Genomic DNA, 21688 nt, shown 5'->3' with positions numbered 1-21688 from the left:
GAGTTAGAGTAACCGAACGATCGGTCGGGACAAGGGGGTCCGCCGCATCTGTGGAAAACCCCGTGCGGGAGGATCGCGCACATGACAGCACTCGACCTCAGCAGCCCCGTGGCCGTCGTCGGCGCCGGCACCATGGGCCAGGGCATCGCCCAGGTCGCGCTGACCGCGGGCCACGTCGTACGGCTGTACGACGCCGTACCGGGGCGGGCCCGGGAGGCGACCGACGCGATCGGCGCCCGGCTCGACCGGCTCGTCGAGAAGGACCGGCTCTCCGCCGCCGACCGGGACGCGGCCCGTGCCCGTCTGCTGCCCGCCGAGGCCTTGGCCGACCTCGCGGACTGCACCCTGGTCGTCGAGGCCGTCCTGGAGCGGCTGGACGTCAAGCAGCAGCTGATGCGCGACCTGGAGGACATCGTCGGCGAGGACTGTCTGCTCGCCACCAACACCTCGTCCCTGTCGGTGACCGCCATTGGCGCCGCCCTGCGCAACCCCGGCCGCTTCGTGGGCCTGCACTTCTTCAACCCGGCGCCGCTGCTGCCGCTCGTCGAGGTCGTCTCCGGGTTCGCCACCGACGTCACGTCGGCCACGCGCGCGTACGAGATGTCCCGCGCCTGGGGCAAGACACCCGTGGCCTGCGCCGACACCCCCGGCTTCATCGTCAACCGCATCGCCCGGCCCTTCTACGCCGAGGCCTTCGCGGCTTACGAGGCACAGGCCGCCGACCCGGCCACCATCGACGCCGTCCTGCGCGAGTCCGGCGGCTTCAAGATGGGCGCCTTCGAACTGACCGACCTCATCGGGCAGGACGTCAACGAGTCCGTCACCCACTCCGTGTGGCAGGCCTTCTTCCAGGACGTGCGCTTCACGCCTTCGCTGGCCCAGCGGCGCCTGGTCGAGTCCGGCCGCCTCGGCCGCAAGACCGGGCAGGGCTGGTACGACCACGGGGACGACGCCGAGCAGCCCGAGCCGCACACCGCGGAACCGGCCCAGGCGCCCGCGTACGTCGTCGTGGAAGGCGACCTGGGCCCCGCGGCCGAGCTGGTCGCGCTGATACGTGAGGCGGGCATCGTCGTCCGCGAGGAGGAAGAGGACCACGGCACCCGGATGGTGCTCCCCGGCGGCGGGCAGCTGGCGCTCGCCGACGGACAGACCTCCGTGGAGTTCCGTGACGTCGTCTACTTCGATCTCGCCCTCGACTACCGCAGGGCCGGCCGTATCGCCCTGTCCGCCTCCCAGGACACCGCGTCGGGGAGCCTCTCCGAGGCGATCGGCCTCTTCCAGGCGCTCGGCAAGAATGTCAGCGTCGTAGGGGACGCCCCCGGGATGATCGTCGCCCGCACGGTGGCCCGGATCGTCGACCTGGCGCACGACGCCGTCGCCAAGGGCGTCGCCACCGAGGAGGACATCGACACCGCGATGCGCCTGGGTGTCAACTACCCTCTGGGTCCGTTCGAATGGAGCCGCAGGCTCGGCCGCAGCTGGGCCTACGACCTCCTGGACGACCTGCACCTGCGTGATCCGTCGGGACGGTACGCGCCGTCCCTGGCGCTCTACCGCCACGCGTACGCCACCGAGAAGCGGGAGGGCACCCCATGACCACCGCCAAGCGCGACACGTACACCCCGGAGACCCTGCTCAACGTCGCCGTCCAGGTCTTCATCGAGCGCGGCTACGACGGCACCTCCATGGAGCACCTCGCCAAGGCGGCCGGTATCTCCAAGTCGTCGATCTACCACCACGTCACCGGCAAGGAGGAGCTGCTCCGCCGCGCGGTCAGCCGTGCCCTGGACGGCCTCTTCGGGATCCTCGACGAGGAACACGCGCGCGTGGGGCGTGCCGTGGAGCGGCTGGAGTACGTCGTACGGCGGATGGTCGAGGTGCTGACCTCCGAACTGCCGTACGTGACGCTGCTGCTGCGGGTGCGCGGCAACACCGACACCGAGCGGTGGGCCCTGGAGCGGCGGCGCGACTTCGACCACCGGGTGGCCGACCTGCTGAAGGCCGCGGCGGCCGACGGCGATCTGCGCGGTGACGTGGAGGTACGGCTCGCGACCCGGCTCGTCTTCGGGATGATCAACTCCATCGTGGAGTGGTACCGGCCCGACGGGCGGGGCATGGGCGAGCGCGAAGTGACCGACGCGGTCGCCCAGTTGGTCTTCTCCGGGCTGCGCAAGCAGAGCCAGGGCTGAGCCGTCGCAGGCTCTCGGGCCGGGTCAGCTCTGGGGCTCCAGGTCCTCCTCCTCGAAGACCAGCAGGGTGCGCGTGCTGAGCACCTCGGGGATCGCCTGGAGCCGGTCGAGGACCAGCTCGCGCAGCGACCGGTTGTCCAGGGTGTGCACCAGCAGCAGGACGTCGAAGTCGCCGCCCACCTGCGCGATGTGCGAGGCCCCCGGGAGCAGCCTCAGCTGCTCGCGGACCGTGCGCCAGGAGTTCTGCACGATCTTCAGGGTGATGTACGCCGACGTGCCCTGACCCGCGCGTTCGTGGTCGACCCGGGCGCCGAAGCCGCGGATGACGCCGTCCTCGATGAGCCGGTTGATCCGCGCGTAGGCGTTGGCGCGGGAGACGTGCACCCGTTCGGCGACGGACCTTATCGACGCGCGGCCGTCCGCCTGGAGCATCTGGAGGATGTCCTGATCGATGGCGTCGAGCGGGCGCGGGGGCGGCAGCGCGTTGCCCGCCTCCGGGCCTTCGGCCATTTGTTCAGGTGCCATGTCCCCCCGCCTCCCTACCATGGACGTACTGCGTTCATTTCAGGTTGTGGAGAACCGTTTGTCCACAGCCTGGAGGTGCCTGTAGCCAAAATGTGCCGACGACCGAACAATCGGTAGGGAGGCGCGGCACGTCCGACGCGCCTCTTCGAGCCACTCCCCCGAGGAGGTGCCGTCATGACGGTCATGGAGCAGCGGGGCGCGTACCGGCCCACACCGCCGCCCGCCTGGCAGCCGCGCACGGACCCCGCGCCGCTGCTGCCCGACGCCTCGCCGTACCGCGTGCTCGGCACCGAGGCGGCCGCGCAGGCCGACCCCGCGCTGCTGCGCCGGCTGTACGCGGAGCTGGTGCGCGGCCGCCGGTACAACGCGCAGGCGACCGCCCTCACCAAGCAGGGCCGGCTCGCCGTGTACCCCTCCACCACCGGCCAGGAGGCCTGCGAGGTCGCCGCCGCGCTGGTCCTCCAGGAGCAGGACTGGCTCTTCCCCAGCTACCGCGACACGCTCGCCGCCGTCGCCCGCGGCCTCGACCCCGTGCAGGCCCTCACCCTGCTGCGCGGCGACTGGCACACCGGATACGACCCGCGCGAGCACCGCATCGCACCCCTGAGCACCCCGCTCGCCACCCAACTCCCGCACGCCGTCGGCCTCGCCCACGCGGCCCGTCTCAAGGGAGACGACGTGGTCGCCCTCGCCATGGTCGGCGACGGCGGCACCAGCGAGGGCGACTTCCACGAGGCGCTGAACTTCGCCGCCGTCTGGCAGGCCCCGGTCGTCTTCCTCGTCCAGAACAACGGCTTCGCGATCTCCGTCCCCCTCGCCAAGCAGACCGCGGCCCCCTCCTTGGCCCACAAGGCCGTCGGCTACGGCATGCCCGGCCGCCTCGTCGACGGCAACGACGCGGTCGCCGTGCACGAGGTCCTCGGCGACGCCGTACGGCACGCGCGCGAGGGCGGCGGTCCCACGCTCGTCGAGGCCATCACGTACCGCATCGAGGCCCACACCAACGCCGACGACGCGACCCGTTACCGGGGCGACACCGAGGTCGAGGCCTGGCGCGCGCACGACCCGATCGCCCTCCTGGAGCACGAACTCACCGAGCGCGGGCTCATCGACGAGGACGGCATCAAGGCCGCGCGCGACGCCGCCGAGACCATGGCGGCCGAGCTGCGCGCGCACATGAACCAGGACCCGGTGCTCGACCCCATGGACCTGTTCGCCGACGTGTACGCCGAACCCACCCCCCAACTGCGCGAGCAGCGCGAACAGTTGGCGGCGGAGCTGGCGGCCGAGCGCGAGGGGACGCACTGATGACCACCGTCGCCCTCAAGCCCGCCACCATGGCGCAGGCCCTCACGCGCGCGTTGCGCGACGCCATGGCCGCCGACCCCACCGTGCACGTCATGGGCGAGGACGTCGGCACCCTCGGCGGCGTCTTCCGGGTCACCGACGGACTCGCCAAGGAGTTCGGCGAGGACCGCTGCACGGACACCCCGCTCGCCGAGGCGGGCATCCTGGGCACGGCCGTCGGCATGGCGATGTACGGCCTGCGCCCGGTCGTGGAGATGCAGTTCGACGCTTTCGCCTACCCGGCGTTCGAGCAACTGATCAGCCACGTCTCCCGCATGCGCAACCGCACCCGCGGCGCGATGCCCCTCCCGATCACCATCCGCGTCCCCTACGGCGGCGGCATCGGCGGCGTCGAGCACCACAGCGACTCCTCCGAGGCCTACTACATGGCGACCCCGGGCCTGCACGTCGTCACCCCCGCGACGGTCGCCGACGCCTACGGCCTGCTGCGCGCCTCCATCGCCTCCGACGACCCGGTCGTCTTCCTGGAGCCCAAGCGCCTCTACTGGTCGAAGGACACCTGGAACCCCGAAGAGCCCACCCCCGTCGACCCGATCGGCCGCGCGGTCGTACGCCGCCCCGGCCGCAGCGCCACGCTCATCACCTACGGCCCCTCCCTGCCCGTCTGCCTCGAAGCCGCCGAGGCGGCCCGCGCCGAGGGCTGGGACCTCGAAGTCGTCGACCTGCGCTCCCTGGTGCCGTTCGACGACGAGACGGTGTGCGCGTCCGTACGGCGGACCGGCCGCGCCCTCGTCGTGCACGAGTCGGGCGGCTACGGCGGCCCGGGTGGCGAGATCGCGGCCCGCGTCACCGAGCGCTGCTTCCACCACCTGGAGGCACCGGTGCTGCGCGTCGCCGGGTTCGACATCCCGTATCCGCCGCCGATGCTGGAGCGGCACCATCTGCCCGGCGTCGACCGGATCCTGGACGCCGTGGGCCGGCTCCAGTGGGAGGCGGACAACTGATGGCTCAGGTACTGGAGTTCAAGCTCCCCGACCTCGGCGAGGGCCTCACCGAGGCGGAGATCGTGCGCTGGCTGGTCGAGGTCGGCGACGTCGTCGCCATCGACCAGCCGGTCGTCGAGGTCGAGACGGCCAAGGCGATGGTCGAGGTGCCGTGCCCCTACGGCGGTGTCGTCACGGCCCGCTTCGGCGAGGAGGGCACGGAACTGCCCGTGGGTTCCCCGCTGTTGACGGTCGCGGTGGGGACACCGGCGTCCGATGCGGGGGCCGAGACCGAGACGGAGACCGAGGGTTCCGGGAACGTGCTGGTGGGCTACGGCACGGGGGCGCCTCAGGCGCGGCGGCGGAGAGTACGGCGGCTGGCGGCGGACGTCGTGACGTCGGTGGCGGACGCCCCCGCCTCCGCCCCCGCACCTGCCCCCGCTCCCGAGACCGGCGGTCGCGACGACGGTCCCGTACCCGTGATCTCACCCCTCGTACGACGACTCGCGCGCGAGAACGGCCTGGAACTACGGGAGTTGACGGGTTCCGGGCGGGACGGGCTGATCCTCCGGGCGGACGTCGAGCAGGCGCTCCGCGCGGCGGCGACCCAGGAGGCGACAGCCCAGGAAGCGACACTCCTTCCCCCGGCCACGCTGCCCCCGACCACGCTCCCCACCCCCGCGACCACGACGACCCCCACGACCGACGGAGTCACCCGCACCCCCCTCCGCGGCATCCGGGGAGCCGTCGCCGACAAGCTCTCCCGCAGTCGCCGGGAGATCCCCGACGCGACCTGCTGGGTGGACGCCGACGCCACGGAGCTGATGCGTGTCCGCGCGGTGATGAACGCCGCCGGTGGCCCCAAGATCTCCGTACTGGCACTCCTCGCCAGGATCTGCACGGCCGCGCTGACCCGGTTCCCCGAGCTCAACTCCAGCGTGGACATGGAGGCGAGGGAGATCGTCCGGTTCGACCGGATCCACCTCGGCTTCGCCGCGCAGACCGAACGGGGGCTGGTCGTACCCGTCGTAAAGGACGCGCACGTGCGCGACACGGAGGCGCTGAGCGCGGAGTTCGCCCGCCTCACCGAGGCGGCCCGGACCGGGACGCTGACACCCGGGGACCTCACCGGCGGGACCTTCACGCTCAACAACTACGGGGTGTTCGGCGTCGACGGTTCCACGCCGATCATCAACCACCCCGAGGCGGCCATGCTCGGCGTCGGCCGCATCGTCCCCAAACCCTGGGTCCACGAGGGCGAGTTGGCGGTCCGGCAGGTCGTCCAGCTCTCGCTCACCTTCGACCACCGGGTGTGCGACGGCGGCACGGCGGGCGGTTTCCTGCGGTATGTGGCGGACTGCGCGGAACAGCCGGCGGTGCTGTTGCGCACCCTGTGATCACGGCGGCGCGGGCGAGTTCCCTGTGATCAGGGCGGGACGCATACTCGGGGGGTGACCGCGCACGAGCCCCCCGACGCCCCCGGCGCTGCCAACGGCCCCGTGCCGGGCGCCACCGGCTCCGCCTCGGGTGCCGTTGTCGCCGTCCCGGGTGTCGCCGTGGCCGTGCTCGGTGGCGGTGTGAGCGCGCCGGGTGTCACCGGCTTCGCGCAGGGTGCCGCCGATGCCGTACCCGGCGCGGTGCCGGAAGCCACGCCTCTGGTCACCCATGCCGTCCGGCCTGGCGCGGTGCGGGAAGCCACGCCTGCGGTCATGCACGCCGTCCCGCCCGGCGCGGTGCCGCCCACTCCGCCCGAGAGTCCTGCCGACGGCCCACCCGGCGCCGCACTTGACGCCTTGCCCGCCGCCGTGCGGGACGCCGCTTCCGGGGCAGCACACGGCGCGCTGCGCGACGCAGTGCGGGAAGCCACGCCTGCGGTCATGCACGCCGTCCCGCCCGGCGCGGTGCCGCCCGCTCCGCCCGAGGCTGCCGCCGACGGCCCACCCGGCGCCGCACTTGACGCCCTGCCCGCCGCCGTGCAGGACGCCGCTTCCGAGGTAGCACCCGGCCCGCGGCCCGACGCGCCGCCAGCCGCCCAGCCCGGTGCTGGCCTCGAAGTCCCGTCTGGGGCCGACCTCGGCGCCACACCCAGCGCCGACCCCGCCACGCTGCCCGGTGCCGACCTCGATGTCCCGCCTGGAGCTGTCCTCTGCGTCGCACCCGGCGCAGGCCTCGACGCGCTGCCCGGTGTCGTCCTCGGCGTCGCACCCACCGCAGGCCTCGAAGTCCCGCCCAGCGCCAACCCCGGCGCCACGCCCAACACCGCCCCCGACACTCCGCCCAGCACCGCCCCCGACACCCCCCACGACGCCATCGTCCTCGCCGGCGGCGCCGCCCGGCGGCTCGGCGGTGCCGACAAGCCCGGCCTGCGGGTCGGCGGTCGGCCCCTGCTCGACCGGGTGCTCGGCGCCTGCGCCGACGCCGGGACCACGGTCGTCGTAGCCGATCCGAGGCCCACCGTCCGGCCGGTGCGCTGGGCGCGCGAGGATCCGCCCGGTGCGGGCCCGGTCGCCGCGCTCGACGCCGGTCTGCGCCACACCACCGCCGACGTCGTCGTGGTCCTGTCCGCCGACCTGCCGTTCCTCGAAGTGGCCACCGTACGAAGGCTGTTGACCGCTCTGCGGAGCAGTGGTGCCGAAGGGGTGCTGCTCACCGACGCGGACGGGCGGGACCAGCCGCTTGTGGCCGCGTACCGCGCGTCGGCGCTCCGTCGGGAGCTGGCCGCACTCACCGCAGAGCACGGCGGCCTCACCGGGCTGCCCCTGCGCCGGCTGACCGGCGCGCTCGAACTCACCCGCGTCCCGGACCCCGTCGCGTCCTTCGACTGCGACACCTGGGACGACCTCGCCACCGCCAGGGCACGCATCAGGGAGCATGGGCACGTGTTGGATGAATGGATTTCCGCAGTCAAGGACGAACTGGGCATCGACCTGGACGTCGACACCGGCATCCTGCTCGACCTCGCCCGCGACGCCGCCCACGGGGTGGCCAGGCCCGCCGCACCGCTGACCACCTTCCTGGTCGGTTACGCGGCGGCGCAGGGCAAGGGCGGCCCGGAGGCCGTCGCCGAGGCCGCCCGCAAGGCCGCCGCACTCGCGCTGCGCTGGGCCGACGAGGACACCCCGGAAGCCCCGTCCGACGCCAAGCCCGACGCCAAGGACGACACCCCCGCGTCCGCCCCGGGTCCGGACGTCGCCGGATGAGCGCGCGCGGTGTTCACGCCGGCGGGCACGCCCAGGACGCCGAGGACCTCCTCGACGTCGAGGAGGTCCTCGCCCTGGTGAACGAAGGCAGCACCGGCTCCGGCGACCCCGCCGTGCCCCCACCCTCGGCCTCCCCCTCACACACGCCCCAGGGCACCCCCCGCACCCCCCGCAAGCCCGGCACCGATCAGCACAGGGCCACCCCCTGGCCCGAGGCCCGCGCGATCGCCGGCCGCGCCCCACGTAGCGGATCCCGCCGGGCGCCTGTCTCCGTGGCCCTCGACTCCGCCCTCGGACTCGTCCTGGCCGCGCCGCTCGTCGCCCTGAGCGACCTGCCCTCGTTCGACACCTCGGCGATGGACGGCTGGGCGGTCGCGGGCCCCGGCCCCTGGGCCGTACGCGAGGACGGGGTGCTCGCCGGGCACGCGGAGCCGGAGCCGCTGAGCGACGGCGAGGCCGTGCGGATCGCGACCGGTGCGCGCGTCCCTGCGGACGCCACCGCCGTCATCCGCAGTGAGCACGGCCGTACCGACGACAAGGGCCGGCTCCACGAGGCCCGGGCCGTCGGGCACGGCCAGGACATCCGTCCGCGCGGCCAGGAGTGCCGTAGCGGCGACCATCTGCTGCCCGGCGGCACGCTCGTGACTCCGGCGGTGCTCGGCCTCGCCGCGGCCGCCGGGTACGACACGGTCACGGTCGTACCCCGCCCCCGGGTCGAAGTCCTTATCCTGGGCGACGAGTTGCTCACCGAGGGACTGCCCCGGGACGGGTTCATCCGGGACGCGCTCGGGCCGATGCTGCCGTCCTGGCTGCGCGCGCTCGGCGCCGAGGTCACCGCCGTCCGCCGGCTCGGTGACGACGCGAAGGCGCTGCACAAGGCCATCACCAGCAGCACCGCCGACCTCATCGTCACCACCGGCGGCACCGCCTCCGGCCCGGTCGACCACGTTCACCCCACCCTGCACCGCATCGGCGCCGAACTCCTCGTGGACGGCGTGAAGGTGCGCCCCGGCCACCCCATGCTGCTGGCCCGCATCAAGGACGACCAGCACCTCGTCGGCCTGCCCGGCAACCCCCTCGCCGCGATCTCCGGCCTGCTCACCCTCGCCGAACCGCTGCTGCGGACCCTGTCCGCACACCCCGCCCCGGAGCCGTACGCGCTGCCCCTCCAGGACGCGGTGCACGGGCACCCGTACGACACCCGGCTCATCCCCGCCGTGCTGCGCGGCGACTCCGCCGTGCCGCTGCACTACAACGGCCCGGCCATGCTGCGCGGGATCGCGGCGGCCGACGCGCTCGCGGTCGTACCGCCGGACGGTGCGCGGCAGGGACAGCAGGTGGAACTGATCGATCTGCCCTGGGCGGCCGCCGGGATCGGGGTGTGTTTCACGTGAAACAGTCGGGCCATGACGCGATCGCCCGCCAGGCGGACGAACATCTCGTGACCCATCGGGTGGAACTCCCGAAGAAAGTGGTCGAGCACCCCTTTCAACAGGTCGCCAAACGGCTGTCCATCGCCCTGTTCCTGCTGGTCGCGACGGCGTTGATCGTCTATGTCGATCACGAGGGCTACAACGACAACTCGGACGGCTCGGTCGACCTGCTCGACGCCTTCTACTACGCCACGGTCACCCTCTCGACCACCGGCTACGGCGACATCACCCCGGTCAGCGACGGCGCCCGGCTCACCAACATCCTTGTCGTCACGCCCCTGCGCGTGTTCTTCCTGATCGTCCTCGTCGGCACCACCCTTGAGGTCCTCACCGAACGCACCCGGGAGGAATGGCGCCTGAACCGCTGGAGGTCCACCTTGCGGGATCACACCGTCGTCATCGGCTTCGGGACGAAGGGGCGGTCCGCGATCCAGACCGTGTGCGCGACCGGGCTCAAGAAGGAACAGGTCGTCGTGGTCGACCCCAGCGGCAAGGCGATCGAGGCGGCGAGCAGCCAGGGCTACGTCGGGGTCGTCGGGGACGCCACCCGCAGCGAGGTCCTGAAGCGCGCCGAGGTGCACAAGGCGCGACAGATCATCATCGCGACCCAGCGCGACGACACGGCCGTGCTGGTGACCCTCACCGCCCGGCAGCTCAACCGCGGCGCGAAGATCGTCGCCGCGGTCCGCGAGGAGGAGAACGCGCCACTGCTCAAGCAGTCCGGCGCCGACGCCGTCATCACCAGCGCCAGCGCGGCCGGCCGGCTGCTAGGCCTGTCCGTGCTCAGCCCCGCCGCCGGCATGGTCATGGAGGACCTCATCCAGCAGGGCAGCGGCCTCGACATGACCGAACGCCCGGTCATAAAGGCCGAGGTCGGCAAGTCGCCGCGCGACACGGACGACCTGGTGGTGAGCGTCGTCCGCGGGCACCGCGTGCTCGGCTACGACGACCCGGCCATCGGGACCCTTCAGCTGACGGACCGGCTCATCACCATCGTGCGGGTGTCGCCGGGCTCGCAGGTCGCGCCGGACACCCGGCCGCTGCCGGAGTGACACGCCCTCGGCCGCTGCCTCGGTGTCCCGCCTTCGGCGGTCGGCCGTAGGACGAGGAGTAGCGTCGGCCTCATGCATGCGATCACGATTTCCGAACCTGGTGGGCCCGAGGCACTGGTGTGGGGCGAGGTCCCCGATCCGGTCGCCGGTGAGGGCGAGGTACTGGTCGAGGTGGTGGCCAGCGCCGTCAACCGGGCCGACATCATGCAACGCCAGGGCTTCTACGACCCGCCGCCCGGCGCGTCCCGCTACCCCGGCCTCGAATGCTCCGGCCGGATCACCGGGATCGGCCCCGGGGTGTCCGGCTGGTCGGTCGGCGACGAGGTGTGCGCGCTGCTTGCGGGCGGCGGTTACGCCGAGAAGGTCGCCGTTCCGGCCGGGCAGTTGCTGCCCGTACCCGCCGGCCTCGACCTGAAGCAGGCCGCCGCGCTGCCCGAGGCGGTCTGCACGGTCTGGTCGAACGTCTTCATGGTCGCCCACCTCCGCCCCGCCGAGACGCTCCTCGTGCACGGCGGCTCCAGCGGCATCGGCACCATGGCGATCCAGCTCGCCAAGGCCGTCGGCGCGAAGGTCGCCGTCACCGCCGGCACGAAGGAAAAGCTGGACTACTGCGCCGAGTTGGGCGCCGACATCCTCATCAACTACCGCGAGCAGGACTTCGTCGCCGAGATCCAGCGGGCCACGGGCGGTGCTGGCGCCGACGTCATCCTCGACAACATGGGCGCCAAGTACCTGGACCGCAACGTCCAGGCCCTCGCCGTCAACGGACGGCTCGCGATCATCGGGATGCAGGGCGGCATCAAGGCCGAGCTGAACATCGCCGCGCTCCTCGGCAAACGGGCCGCGATCAGCGCGACCTCGCTGCGGGCCCGCCCGCTCGGCGAGAAAGCGGCCATCGTCGCCGCCGTACGCGAACATGTGTGGCCGCTGATCGAGGGCGGTCACATCCGCCCGGTCGTCGACCGCGAGCTGCCGATGAGCGAGGCCGGGACCGCGCACCAGGTGCTGGAGGACAGCGGGCACATCGGAAAGGTGCTGCTCGTCGCGCCGTAGCGCCGGACTGTCCGCCGTAGGCACGGCAGTTCCTAACTACGGCGCACCCGGAGGCCGATGAAGGCGAGGCCCAGGCCGAGTCCGATGAGGATCAGGCCGCTGCCCAGCGGCAGGATCCGCAGCACGGGCTCGGCGGGGTCCTCGGCGTGGGTGACGGTCTGGCGCACGGGCTGGAGCGGAGGGGAGGTCGGCACGGGTGCCGCCTCCTGGGAGGACGCGGAGTCGGCGGGCGCGGGACTGTCGGGACTGGCGGGACTGTCCGAGCGGCTCCCGTCGTCGTCCCCGTCCGCTGTCAGTCCGGCCGTGTCATCGCCGTCGCCCCCACCTCCGCTTTCGTCCTCGTCCGCGGTCGGCCCTGCGGTACGTCCCGGCCGTTCCCGGCCTTCGCCCGCCTGGCTTCCGGCCCTTGACGGTTCGGCGGAGACACGGGCGGGGTCGGGGCCGGCAGCAGGGCGCAAGGCGGAGGTGGTGGCAGACGCCGTAGCGGAGGCCGTGGCCGGGGCGGACGGGGACGAGGGCGCCGAGATCGCGACCCGACCACTCCCGGAACCGCCGGTACTCGTACCGCTCCCCGCCTCCACCCCGTACGCGAGAACAGCCCCGTACGCCGGAACACCCCCGCACGGACTCACCACCGCGCCCGTGCCCAGCACGAACAGCAGTCCCGTTGTACGCAGCCATGGAGTCACGTCCGTGACCCCCTCCCGAGCCGAGGCGGCAAGATCGACGCAACCAGCGTCACACCGGGTGGCCGCTCCGGCACTCCGGGTTCGGCCATGCGGAAAAGGTCGATCACCCTTCGAGGGGGGCACCACGGTGGTGAGGTGTACGAGTGCGAGAGAATGGCGGCATGGAGATGCCGAGGAACGAAAGGTCACCGGAGAAGCCTCAGATCCTGGTCGTGGGACAGGACGGAATGGCGCTCGGTGGCACCGGGGACGAGGACTCCCGCGAGATCCCGGTGACGGAGATGGTGGAACAGCCGGCCAAGGTCATGCGGATCGGCAGCATGATCAAGCAGCTTCTTGAGGAGGTGCGAGCGGCTCCCCTCGACGAAGCCAGCCGGGCCCGGCTCAAGGAGATCCACCGCAGCTCCGTGAAGGAGCTGGAGGACGGTCTGGCGCCCGAGCTGGTGGAGGAGCTGGAGCGGCTGTCGCTGCCGTTCGCGGACGACGTGACGCCGAGCGACGCGGAACTGCGTATCTCGCAGGCCCAGTTGGTGGGCTGGCTGGAGGGGCTCTTCCACGGGATCCAGACCACGCTGTTCGCCCAGCAGATGGCCGCGCGGGCGCAGTTGGAGCAGATGCGCCGGGCGCTGCCGCCGGGCAGCGGCGACGGTGCCGAGGAGGGGCAGCCGGGCGGCGGCCGCGTGGGCGGCCCGTACCTGTAGGACCCCCGACTCGGCCCTGTAGGACCCCGACCCGGACCTGTAGGAGCCCCCGACCCGCACACGAGCCCGTACCGACATGACAAAGGGGCCCGGCAGCCGATGCTGCCGGGCCCTTCCACATCACCGGGGTCGCGACGGGTCGCTCTCCGGCGTCAGGACGGGTTGCCCGTGGACACGCCCAGCTGGATCTGGGGCATGTCCTTGGGGTCCACGTCCGTGCCGGCCGCCGGGAACTGGTCCATGACCGTGCCCTGGCCGTACGTGTTCTCGTCCTCGGACTTGATCTTCACCTTCCAGCCCGCGGCCTGGAGGCAGGACTTGACCGAGGCGATGTACTTGAACTGGAAGTCCGGGACCTGGATCTTGCTGGGGTCGTTGTACGACTCCTCCGGCTCCTTGCACGCGGTCGTCGCGATCGTCTTCGATGTGTCGCCGTCGCGGTGCCCCTCGACCGCGGTCACCGAAGCGCTCGCGCTGCTGTCGCTGCCCTTCGCGTCGTCGTCGCCGTTGTTCATCGACAGGGCGGCGATCAGCGCGCCGACCGCGACGACGGCGACGACCGCGGAGCCGATGATCACCGGCTTGTTGCTCCTGCCGCCGCCTCCCCCGGAGGCCGGGGTCGGGTGCTGCGGGGTCAGGTTGTACGGCGGCGGCGTCGAGATGCCCTGCTGCCCGAACCCGACCGAGGGCTGCGGCTGGTAGCCCGCCTGCTGCGGATAGCCGTAGGCCGGGGCGGGCGCGGGTGTGCCGCCGTAGGGGCCCGGCTGGTACGGCGTCTGTACGGGGCCGGTGGGCGCCGGGATCGCCTGGTCGACCGGCGGGAAGACCGCGGAGCCGACGCCCGCGCCGCTCTGCGCGGGCGCGCCCGGCACGATGCTCGGGGCGGCCGCGTGCAGCGAGGACGCGACGCGCAGGCACTCGTCGCGCATGGCCTCGGCGTTCGGGAAGCGCTCGTTCGGGTTCTTCTTCAGCGCGCGGGTGATCAGCGCGTCCACGGCCGGCGGCAGGGAACGGTTGATCGAGGAGGCCGCGACCGGCTCCTCCTGCACATGCGCGTACGCGATGGCCAGCGGCGAGTCCGCGTCGAACGGCAGCCGCCCGGTGACCAGTTGGAACAGCATGATGCCGACCGAGTACAGGTCGGAGCGCGCGTCCACGCCCCGGCCGAGCGCCTGCTCCGGCGAGAGGTACTGCGGGGTGCCGACGACCATGCCGGTCTGCGTCATCGAGGTGACACCGGACTGCATCGCGCGGGCGATGCCGAAGTCCATGACCTTGACGACCCCGCGCTTGGTCATCATCACGTTGCCCGGCTTGATGTCCCGGTGGACCAGGCCCATCTCGTGGCTGATGTCCAGTGCGGCCAGCACGTCCGCGGTGATCTTCAGTGCCTTGTCGGCGGGCATCGCGCCGAACTGCCGTACGTCCTCGTCGAGTACGGAGCCGAGCGGCTGCCCCTCGACGTACTCCATGACGATGTACGGCATCGTCGTGCCGTCGAGGGCGTCCTCGCCGGTGTCGAAGACCGAGACGATGTTGGTGTGGGTGAGCTTGGCCACGGCCTGGGCCTCGCGGCGGAAGCGCTCGCGGAAGGCCTGTTCCCGGCCGAGTTCGGTGTGCAGTGTCTTGATCGCGACCTGGCGGTCGAGCACCGAGTCGTAGGCCAGGTGCACCGAGGCCATGCCGCCCTCGCCGAGCAGGTCGCGCAGTTGATAGCGGCCACCTGCGAGCGCGCGCCCCGCATACCGGCCCTGTGCGCCGTCCTGACTCATGTCCCGTGTCCCCCATCGGCGCGGCTCAGTGATCGAAAGTGCCATTCCCGGCCAAGTCTGCCGGAGGGCACTGACACGTCAAGCGCGGTGCCCGATCCGTGACCGTACGCGAAAGAAGAGTCGTGGAAGCGTTACAGGTGCTGTACCGGCGGTACACAGAATTTGCACGACGCCCCGTGATACCGATTTGATGGCCGGTCCGTCTCCGGACGATTCCGGCACTGATCCCGGACCGGAGGCTTGCGCCGAGCCTGTAGCGTGGCCGACGGAGACCGTAACAACACCGCGCGCACCGCGGGCAGAAACGACGGCGAGGACTGATGGCACAGCAGCACGCTCAGGGCCCGTCCGACCCCGAGGCGGCTGGCGGCGGAATGTCGGACGCACCGGAGCTGTGGGGTAACGGCGGACTGGTCGGCGACGGCCGGTACCGGCTCACCCACAGACTGGGCCGGGGCGGTATGGCCGAGGTTTTCGCGGCCGAGGACGTACGGCTCGGGCGCACGGTCGCGGTCAAGCTGCTCCGCTCGGACCTGGCCGAGGACCCGACGTCGAAGGCCCGCTTCACACGCGAGGCCCAGTCGGTGGCCGGCCTCAACCACCACGCGATCGTCGCCGTGTACGACTCCGGCGAGGACTACGTGGGCGGCATGTCCGTGCCGTACATCGTCATGGAGATCGTCGAGGGCCGCACGATCCGCGACCTCCTCCTCAACGCCGAGGCGCCCGGGCCCGAGCAGGCCCTGATCATCGTCTCCGGCGTCCTGGAGGCGCTGGCCTACTCGCACCAGCACGGGATCGTGCACCGCGACATCAAGCCCGCGAACGTGATCATCACGCACAACGGCGCCGTCAAGGTCATGGACTTCGGCATCGCGCGCGCCCTGCACGGGGCGTCCACGACGATGACGCAGACCGGCATGGTCATGGGCACGCCCCAGTACCTCTCCCCGGAGCAGGCGCTCGGCAAGGCCGTCGACCACCGCTCCGACCTGTACGCGACGGGCTGCCTCCTCTACGAACTCCTCGCGCTGCGGCCCCCGTTCACCGGCGAGACGCCCCTGTCGGTGGTCTACCAGCACGTCCAGGACATCCCGGTCCCGCCGTCCCACACCTCGAACGGCGTCTGCCCGCCCGAGCTCGACGGCCTCGTCATGCGCTCCCTCGCGAAGGACCCGGACGACCGTTTCCAGACGGCCGAGGAGATGCGCGGGCTCGTCCAGTACGGCCTCCAGATGCTCTACGACCAGGGCGGCCACACCGGCACCTGGAACACCGGCCCGGTGACCGTGGCCAACGGGCAGGGGACCCCGCCCGGCGGCTTCGCCGGTACGACCGTGATGCCCCAGGACTCCTCCGGCACCACGCAGATCCCGCAGCCGATCCTGCCGGGCGGCTACGGCAACGGCGACGACGGCGGTTTCGAGGGGCACGGCAACCAGGGCAGCGGCCGCGGCAAGCTGTGGATCCTCGCGGTGCTCGCGGTGATCGCCATCGCGGCGGGTGTCGCGCTCGCGCTGAACAACACCGGCAACGGCAGCGGCGGTTCGGGCACCACGCAGTCGCCGACCACCTCGCAGACCGCCACCGACGACACGGCCACCGAGACGCCGAGCGACGACGCGACCGCCTCGCCGTCCGAGACGGACACGGACGACAGCGGCACGAGTTCCGGTTCGCAGTACACGCCGTCGTCGAAGCCCTCGTACACCCCGACCGAGACGGCCACCGAGCGGCCTTCGAGCACCCCGTCCGCGACGGCCTCCGAGGAGCCGTCGGACACCCCGTCGGCGACGACCTCGGCGGACCCGACGGACACGGGCGGCACCGGTGACGACGGCGGGGACGACGCCGGCACCGTCGCCGGCGCCCTGGGCAGCGGCTGACCCGGCCCGGATCACCGGCACTGAAACACTCACGCGCGCGTGCGCCCCGTAAACAGGGGTCCACGCGCGCGTGCTGTTTTTCGCTGTCCTAGAGGGCGCCCTTCGTTTTTCGCTGCCCTAGGGGGCGCCCTCCGCGAACGCCTCGCACACCGTGTCGTACTCCCGCGTCCACCACACGGCGAGCGCCGACGCCGCCGGGAACTGGGGGTCCGCGCGGGTGTCGCCCCGCTCGTAGTGCCAGCGCAGCATCCAGAAGTCGTTGAGCCGCTCCCACCACACCCGGTGCACGGCGGCGGCCAGTTCGACGGGGCCGGCGCCCGCCGAACGCCGGTACGCGTGCGCGTACGCCCGCACCCTGGGCAGGTCCAGGGCCCCGTCGGGCCGTACGAAGAAGATCGCGGCGGCGCGTACGGCCTCCTCCGCGCGGGGCTGGACGCCGAGACGGTCCCAGTCGACGATCGCGGCGGGGGCGTCGCCCTTGTAGAGCAGGTTGAACGGGTGGAAGTCCCCGTGCACCCACCCCACGGAGGCCCCGCGCGGAGGCCGTCGGTCCGCGTGCCGTTCCAGCAGCTCCCGGCGTTCCAGCAGCCGGTGGCGGGCCAGTTCGTCGAAGGCGTCGGCGGGCCGGTGCCGGCGGACGTGCCCGAGGAGGTCGTCGATGAGGGCGAAGGTGTCGGCGGGGTCGGCGCCCGGCGCGCACTCCTCCCGGCGCCCCGGCATGACCCGCTCCAGGCACGCGTGGACGACCCCCAGGAGCGCGCCGAGGCGCCCGCACTGACCGGTGGTCAACTGGCCGCCGTGGCGGTGCCTGCCGTCGATCCAGGGGTGCAGGGCGTAGGCGTGCCCGCCGACGACGGCGACCGTACGGCCGTCGCGGGCGGGCAGCGGGGGAGCCACGGGGACGCCGAGGTCGGCCAGCCGCCGGGTCGCGGTGTGCTGGCGCGCGATCGCCGCCGGGTCCGCGGTCTCGGGGTCGAAGTGGTGCTTGAGGAAGTAGCGGCCCCGGGTGGTGCGGAGCCGGTAGCCGCGGTTCAGCAGGCCCTGCTCGACGGGTTCGCAGGTGACCGCGGACCCGGCGGCGTACTGGCGGAGGAGGGCGCCCAGCGGGGGCGCGTGGGGCACGGGGGGTGGTACACGTAAGGGCGGCACGCGGCCGATGCTAGGGCACGGAGGGAGCCCTTGAGCTGCGGTTTGTCACAGAAAGTCACCGCTCGGTCGTCGATGGTCGCTTTCGGTCACAGGGTGGGCCCGAAGCGCCGTTCCAGACCGCCGTCCGCCGAGTGCACGGTGCTCAACTGCGGCTCGATGCGCAGATAGACCGGCTCGTACGACTCCCCGTCGACCGTGGCCGGGGCGGGGCCGAAACGTTCGACCTGGTCGGCCGTCGGATCGTAGCTCTCGCACGCGCCCACGACCTGCACGGACCACAGCCCCTCGCCCGGCCCGGCCGAGCCCAGGTTGTCCGCTCCGTAGGCGACGACGCTGCCCACGCACGCGTGGTGGTAGCCGTGGCTCCGGGGCATGCGCAGCAGCAGCCGGCCGTCCTGGACGATGTGGCTGGCGAAGGCCAGGAAGGGCAGCGCCCGCAAAGTGGTGGCGACCCTGCCGTGATCGGTGCGGGAGAGCAGGTCGACGGCGAGTTGTTCGGCGCCGGGTCGTGCGTCGAGGGACATAGGAACACTGTCGGCCGGACCGCGTGCCCAGGGGAGGGGTCTTTGGTCCCTAATGACGCTGCTGCTCGGCCTGTCTCTGTGCCTGTTTCCGTGCCACATAGGCAGCCGCCTGCGAGCGCCGCTCCATACCGAGTTTGGAAAGCAGACTCGACACGTAGTTCTTGATGGTCTTCTCCGCGAGGTGCAGCCGCTCGCCGATCGCCCGGTTGGTGAGGCCCTCCCCGATCAGGTCCAGGATCCTGCGCTCCTGGTCGGTGAGGGACTCGAACTTGTCGTCCTGCTGCGGGCCGCCGTTGCGCAGCCGCTCCAGCACCCGGGCCGTCGCCACCGGGTCCAGCAGCGACTTGCCGGCCGCGACATCCCGTACGGCACTCAGCAGCTCGTTCCCCCGGATGGCCTTCAGGACGTACCCGGAGGCGCCCGCCATGATGGCGTCGAAGAGTGCCTCGTCGTCCGAGAAGGAGGTCAGCATCAGGCACTTCACGGACTCGTCCCGCGCGCGGATCTCACGGCACACCTCGACCCCGCTGCCGTCCGGGAGCCGTACGTCGAGAATCGCCACATCCGGGCGCACGGCCGGGATCCGCACCAGCGCGTCGGCCGCCGTGCCGGCCTCGCCGACCACCTCGATGTCGTCCTCGACGGAGAGCATCTCGTGGACACCCCGGCGGACCACTTCGTGGTCATCGAGGAGAAATACGCTGATTTTTCCGTCTCCGGGCACGCGGTAAGTCTCACATACGGGCTCTTCCCGTGCCCGAGGTGAGCGGGATAACGTGCCGTTGTTCCGGCCCCCTGCAAGGCTGTGACCAGGACTTGTTCCCGACTTTCGCGATTTACTTGGAAATCCAAGCAAAATCGCAGGTCAGGAGGGGTTTCACAGAAATGTGGAGCACTGGGTAACGTGCCTTTTGCAGGCGCTCGCCGGGGCACCTGTCACGCCTGCTCCCGACGAACCGCACCCACCCTGTGCGTCCGTGGGGCGCAGGTGAGCCGCACTGGCACCCGGCGAACCCGGGGAGCCGGACCGACGGAGGAGCACACGTGACCGTGGAGAGCACTGCCCCGCGCAAGCCGCGACGCAGCGCCGGAAGCAAGGCCAAGGGCGCCGACCCGGACCTCGTCCAGCTGCTGACGCCCGAGGGCAAGCGAGTCAAGAACGCCAAGACCGCCCCGTACGACAAGTACGTCGCCGGCATCACCCCCGATGAGCTCCGCGGCCTGTACCGCGACATGGTGCTCACCCGCCGCTTCGACGCCGAGGCCACCGCCCTCCAGCGCCAGGGCGAGCTGGGCCTGTGGGCGTCGCTGCTCGGCCAGGAGGCCGCCCAGATCGGCTCCGGGCGGGCCACCCGGGAGGACGACTACGTCTTCCCGACCTACCGCGAGCACGGCGTCGCCTGGTGCCGCGGGGTCGACCCGACCAACCTGCTCGGCATGTTCCGGGGCGTCAACCACGGCGGCTGGGACCCCACCACGAACAACTTCCACCTGTACACGATCGTCATCGGCTCGCAGACGCTGCACGCCACGGGCTACGCGATGGGCGTGACCATGGACGGCGCCGACAGTGCCGTCATCGCGTACTTCGGGGACGGCGCCTCAAGCCAGGGCGACGTCGCCGAGTCGTTCACCTTCTCCGCGGTCTACAACGCCCCGGTCGTGTTCTTCTGCCAGAACAACCAGTGGGCCATCTCCGAGCCCACCGAGAAGCAGACCCGCGTCCCGCTCTACCAGCGCGCACAGGGCTACGGCTTCCCGGGCGTCCGCGTCGACGGCAACGACGTCCTGGCCTGCCTCGCCGTCACCAAGTGGGCGCTGGAGCGGGCCCGCAACGGCGAGGGCCCGACGCTCGTCGAGGCGTACACGTACCGCATGGGCGCGCACACCACCTCCGACGACCCGACCAAGTACCGGGCCGACGAGGAGCGCGAGTCCTGGGAGGCGAAGGACCCGATCCTGCGCCTGCACAGGTATCTCGAAGCCGCAAACCACGCGGATGAGGGATTTTTCGCGGAACTGGAGACGGAGAGCGAGGCGTTGGGCAGACGAGTGCGCGAAGCGGTCCGTGCCATGCCGGACCCGGACCGGTTCGCCATCTTCGAGCACGTGTACGCGGACGGGCACGCGCTCGTCGACGAGGAGAGGGCCCAGTTCGCCGCCTACCAGGCGTCGTTCGCGGACGAAGAGGGGGGTAAGTGACATGGCGGAGACCGCGACAACCAAGAACCTGCCGCTGGCCAAGGCGATCAACGAATCGCTGCGCGCCGCCCTGGAGTCCGACCCCAAGGTCCTCATCATGGGCGAGGACGTCGGCAAGCTCGGCGGCGTCTTCCGCGTCACGGACGGCCTCCAGAAGGACTTCGGCGAGCGCAGGGTGGTCGACACCCCGCTCGCGGAGTCGGGCATCGTGGGCGCCGCCATCGGTCTGGCCCTCCGCGGCTACCGCCCGGTCGTGGAGATCCAGTTCGACGGCTTCGTCTTCCCGGCCTACGACCAGATCGTCACCCAACTTGCCAAGATGCACGCCCGCTCCCTGGGCACGGTCAAGCTCCCGATCGTCATCCGCATCCCCTACGGCGGCGGCATCGGCGCGGTGGAACACCACTCCGAGTCCCCGGAAGCCCTGTTCGCGCACGTCCCGGGACTGAAGATCGTCAGCCCGTCGAACTCGTCGGACGCCTACTGGATGATGCAGCAGGCCATCCAGAGCGACGACCCGGTGATCTTCTTCGAGCCGAAACGCCGCTACTGGGACAAGGGCGAGGTCGCTGTGCTCAATAGCGGCTCCGCCGCGGGGGAGTCGATCCCCGACCCCCTCCACAAGGCCCGCGTGGTCCGCGAGGGCACGGACCTCACCCTCGCCGCCTACGGCCCGATGGTGAAGCTCTGCCAGGAGGTCGCCGACGCGGCCGCCGAGGAGGGCAGGTCGCTGGAGATCCTGGACCTGCGCTCGGTGTCCCCGCTGGACTTCGACGCGATCCAGACCTCGGTGGAGAAGACCCGCCGCCTGGTCGTGGTCCACGAAGCGCCGGTGTTCTTCGGCTCCGGCGCCGAGATCGCGGCCCGCATCACGGAGCGCTGCTTCTACCACCTGGAGGCCCCGGTACTCAGGGTCGGCGGCTACCACGCCCCGTACCCGCCGGCCCGCCTGGAGGAGGAGTACCTGCCGAGCCTGGACCGGGTGCTCGACGCCGTCGACCGCGCTCTGGCGTACTGAGGAG

The 21688-nt window shown here is 71.8% G+C and carries 19 protein-coding genes; 13 read left to right on the top strand and 6 right to left on the bottom strand.

Going from position 1 to position 21688, the window contains the following annotated elements:
- Positions 1-81: 81 nt before the first annotated feature.
- Positions 82-1596, top strand: coding sequence for a 3-hydroxyacyl-CoA dehydrogenase (locus OG194_RS23230; RefSeq protein ID WP_327402756.1), 1515 nt, complete (start codon positions 82-84; stop codon positions 1594-1596).
- Entirely contained in the window at positions 1593-2189 is a 597-nt protein-coding gene (locus OG194_RS23225; protein ID WP_327402755.1) for a TetR/AcrR family transcriptional regulator, read from the top strand. Before OG194_RS23230 ends, OG194_RS23225 begins: the two co-directional genes overlap by 4 nt.
- 24 nt (positions 2190-2213) lie before the next feature.
- On the opposite strand, the gene OG194_RS23220 is transcribed toward OG194_RS23225, so the two are convergent.
- A complete protein-coding gene (locus tag OG194_RS23220) occupies positions 2214-2714 on the bottom strand; it encodes an Lrp/AsnC family transcriptional regulator (protein ID WP_442811609.1) in 501 nt (166 codons plus the stop codon).
- A gap of 174 nt (positions 2715-2888) precedes the next feature.
- On the opposite strand from OG194_RS23220, the gene pdhA (OG194_RS23215) reads away from it, so the two are divergent.
- From pdhA (OG194_RS23215) to OG194_RS23185, 7 genes are all read left to right on the top strand, one after another.
- Positions 2889-4022 carry a pyruvate dehydrogenase (acetyl-transferring) E1 component subunit alpha gene (pdhA, locus tag OG194_RS23215; protein WP_327402754.1) on the top strand — a complete coding sequence of 378 codons (1134 nt, stop codon included), beginning with the start codon at positions 2889-2891 and terminating at the stop codon, positions 4020-4022.
- Entirely contained in the window at positions 4022-5026 is a 1005-nt protein-coding gene (locus OG194_RS23210) for an alpha-ketoacid dehydrogenase subunit beta (RefSeq protein ID WP_327402753.1), read from the top strand. The genes pdhA (OG194_RS23215) and OG194_RS23210 overlap by 1 nt, the downstream gene beginning before the upstream one ends.
- Complete coding sequence (locus tag OG194_RS23205) at positions 5026-6402, top strand: dihydrolipoamide acetyltransferase family protein (RefSeq protein WP_327402752.1); 1377 nt, start codon at positions 5026-5028, stop codon at positions 6400-6402. The genes OG194_RS23210 and OG194_RS23205 overlap by 1 nt, the downstream gene beginning before the upstream one ends.
- A gap of 912 nt (positions 6403-7314) precedes the next feature.
- Positions 7315-8205, top strand: coding sequence for an NTP transferase domain-containing protein (locus tag OG194_RS23200; RefSeq protein WP_327407176.1), 891 nt, complete (start codon positions 7315-7317; stop codon positions 8203-8205).
- Positions 8202-9599: a molybdopterin molybdotransferase MoeA gene (locus OG194_RS23195; RefSeq protein WP_327402751.1), complete on the top strand. Its 1398-nt coding sequence runs from the start codon at positions 8202-8204 to the stop codon at positions 9597-9599. The genes OG194_RS23200 and OG194_RS23195 overlap by 4 nt, the downstream gene beginning before the upstream one ends.
- Positions 9596-10690, top strand: a complete 1095-nt coding sequence (locus OG194_RS23190) for a potassium channel family protein (protein ID WP_327402750.1) — start codon at positions 9596-9598, stop codon at positions 10688-10690. Before OG194_RS23195 ends, OG194_RS23190 begins: the two co-directional genes overlap by 4 nt.
- A 72-nt stretch (positions 10691-10762) precedes the next feature.
- Positions 10763-11743, top strand: coding sequence for an NAD(P)H-quinone oxidoreductase (locus tag OG194_RS23185; RefSeq protein ID WP_327402749.1), 981 nt, complete (start codon positions 10763-10765; stop codon positions 11741-11743).
- Between the two features lie 32 nt (positions 11744-11775).
- Here the strand turns inward: OG194_RS23185 and OG194_RS23180 are convergent, their stop codons facing one another.
- Complete coding sequence (locus OG194_RS23180; protein ID WP_327402748.1) at positions 11776-12432, bottom strand: hypothetical protein; 657 nt, start codon at positions 12430-12432, stop codon at positions 11776-11778.
- Between the two features lie 161 nt (positions 12433-12593).
- Between OG194_RS23180 and OG194_RS23175 the strand changes: the two genes are divergently transcribed.
- Positions 12594-13133, top strand: coding sequence for a bacterial proteasome activator family protein (locus tag OG194_RS23175; protein ID WP_327402747.1), 540 nt, complete (start codon positions 12594-12596; stop codon positions 13131-13133).
- A gap of 152 nt (positions 13134-13285) precedes the next feature.
- Here the strand turns inward: OG194_RS23175 and OG194_RS23170 are convergent, their stop codons facing one another.
- On the bottom strand, positions 13286-14905 hold the full coding sequence (locus tag OG194_RS23170) for a protein kinase domain-containing protein (RefSeq protein ID WP_327402746.1): 1620 nt from the start codon (positions 14903-14905) through the stop codon (positions 13286-13288).
- A gap of 374 nt (positions 14906-15279) precedes the next feature.
- Here OG194_RS23170 and OG194_RS23165 point away from each other — a divergent pair, with 374 nt between their 5' ends.
- Complete coding sequence (locus OG194_RS23165) at positions 15280-16791, top strand: protein kinase domain-containing protein (RefSeq protein ID WP_327407175.1); 1512 nt, start codon at positions 15280-15282, stop codon at positions 16789-16791.
- A 117-nt stretch (positions 16792-16908) separates the two neighbouring features.
- On the opposite strand, the gene OG194_RS23160 is transcribed toward OG194_RS23165, so the two are convergent.
- The 3 genes from OG194_RS23160 to OG194_RS23150 all read right to left on the bottom strand — a co-directional run bounded on the left by OG194_RS23160 (position 16909) and on the right by OG194_RS23150 (position 19188).
- A complete protein-coding gene (locus OG194_RS23160; RefSeq protein WP_327402745.1) occupies positions 16909-17913 on the bottom strand; it encodes a phosphotransferase in 1005 nt (334 codons plus the stop codon).
- Between the two features lie 113 nt (positions 17914-18026).
- Positions 18027-18464, bottom strand: coding sequence for a pyridoxamine 5'-phosphate oxidase family protein (locus OG194_RS23155; RefSeq protein ID WP_327402743.1), 438 nt, complete (start codon positions 18462-18464; stop codon positions 18027-18029).
- Positions 18465-18513: 49 nt separating this feature from the next.
- The gene (locus tag OG194_RS23150) at positions 18514-19188 is read right to left on the bottom strand and encodes a response regulator transcription factor (protein ID WP_327402742.1); all 675 of its coding nucleotides are present in this window, start codon (positions 19186-19188) and stop codon (positions 18514-18516) included.
- Positions 19189-19508: 320 nt separating this feature from the next.
- Here OG194_RS23150 and pdhA (OG194_RS23145) point away from each other — a divergent pair, with 320 nt between their 5' ends.
- Together pdhA (OG194_RS23145) and OG194_RS23140 are read left to right on the top strand one after the other, a co-directional pair.
- A complete protein-coding gene (gene pdhA / locus OG194_RS23145; RefSeq protein WP_327402741.1) occupies positions 19509-20666 on the top strand; it encodes a pyruvate dehydrogenase (acetyl-transferring) E1 component subunit alpha in 1158 nt (385 codons plus the stop codon).
- Between the two features lies 1 nt (position 20667).
- Positions 20668-21684, top strand: coding sequence for an alpha-ketoacid dehydrogenase subunit beta (locus OG194_RS23140; protein WP_327402739.1), 1017 nt, complete (start codon positions 20668-20670; stop codon positions 21682-21684).
- Positions 21685-21688 lie beyond the last annotated feature (4 nt).

The organism is Streptomyces sp. NBC_01288 (genome assembly GCF_035982055.1).
Taxonomy (GTDB): Bacteria; Actinomycetota; Actinomycetes; order Streptomycetales; family Streptomycetaceae; genus Streptomyces.
This window is presented reverse-complemented; position numbering and strand designations above follow the sequence as displayed.

Excerpts from the sequence above, each read along its gene's own strand:
- OG194_RS23230 (WP_327402756.1), top strand. The coding sequence starts at position 82 with ATGACAGCACTCGACCTCAGCAGCCCCGTGGCCGTCGTCGGCGCCGGC.
- OG194_RS23225 (WP_327402755.1), top strand. The coding sequence starts at position 1,593 with ATGACCACCGCCAAGCGCGACACGTACACCCCGGAGACCCTGCTCAAC.
- OG194_RS23220 (WP_442811609.1), bottom strand. The coding sequence starts at position 2,714 with ATGGCACCTGAACAAATGGCCGAAGGCCCGGAGGCGGGCAACGCGCTG.
- pdhA (WP_327402754.1), top strand. The coding sequence starts at position 2,889 with ATGACGGTCATGGAGCAGCGGGGCGCGTACCGGCCCACACCGCCGCCC.
- OG194_RS23210 (WP_327402753.1), top strand. The coding sequence starts at position 4,022 with ATGACCACCGTCGCCCTCAAGCCCGCCACCATGGCGCAGGCCCTCACG.
- OG194_RS23205 (WP_327402752.1), top strand. The coding sequence starts at position 5,026 with ATGGCTCAGGTACTGGAGTTCAAGCTCCCCGACCTCGGCGAGGGCCTC.
- OG194_RS23195 (WP_327402751.1), top strand. The coding sequence starts at position 8,202 with ATGAGCGCGCGCGGTGTTCACGCCGGCGGGCACGCCCAGGACGCCGAG.
- OG194_RS23185 (WP_327402749.1), top strand. The coding sequence starts at position 10,763 with ATGCATGCGATCACGATTTCCGAACCTGGTGGGCCCGAGGCACTGGTG.
- OG194_RS23175 (WP_327402747.1), top strand. The coding sequence starts at position 12,594 with ATGGAGATGCCGAGGAACGAAAGGTCACCGGAGAAGCCTCAGATCCTG.
- OG194_RS23170 (WP_327402746.1), bottom strand. The coding sequence starts at position 14,905 with ATGAGTCAGGACGGCGCACAGGGCCGGTATGCGGGGCGCGCGCTCGCA.
- OG194_RS23165 (WP_327407175.1), top strand. The coding sequence starts at position 15,280 with ATGTCGGACGCACCGGAGCTGTGGGGTAACGGCGGACTGGTCGGCGAC.
- OG194_RS23155 (WP_327402743.1), bottom strand. The coding sequence starts at position 18,464 with ATGTCCCTCGACGCACGACCCGGCGCCGAACAACTCGCCGTCGACCTG.
- OG194_RS23140 (WP_327402739.1), top strand. The coding sequence starts at position 20,668 with ATGGCGGAGACCGCGACAACCAAGAACCTGCCGCTGGCCAAGGCGATC.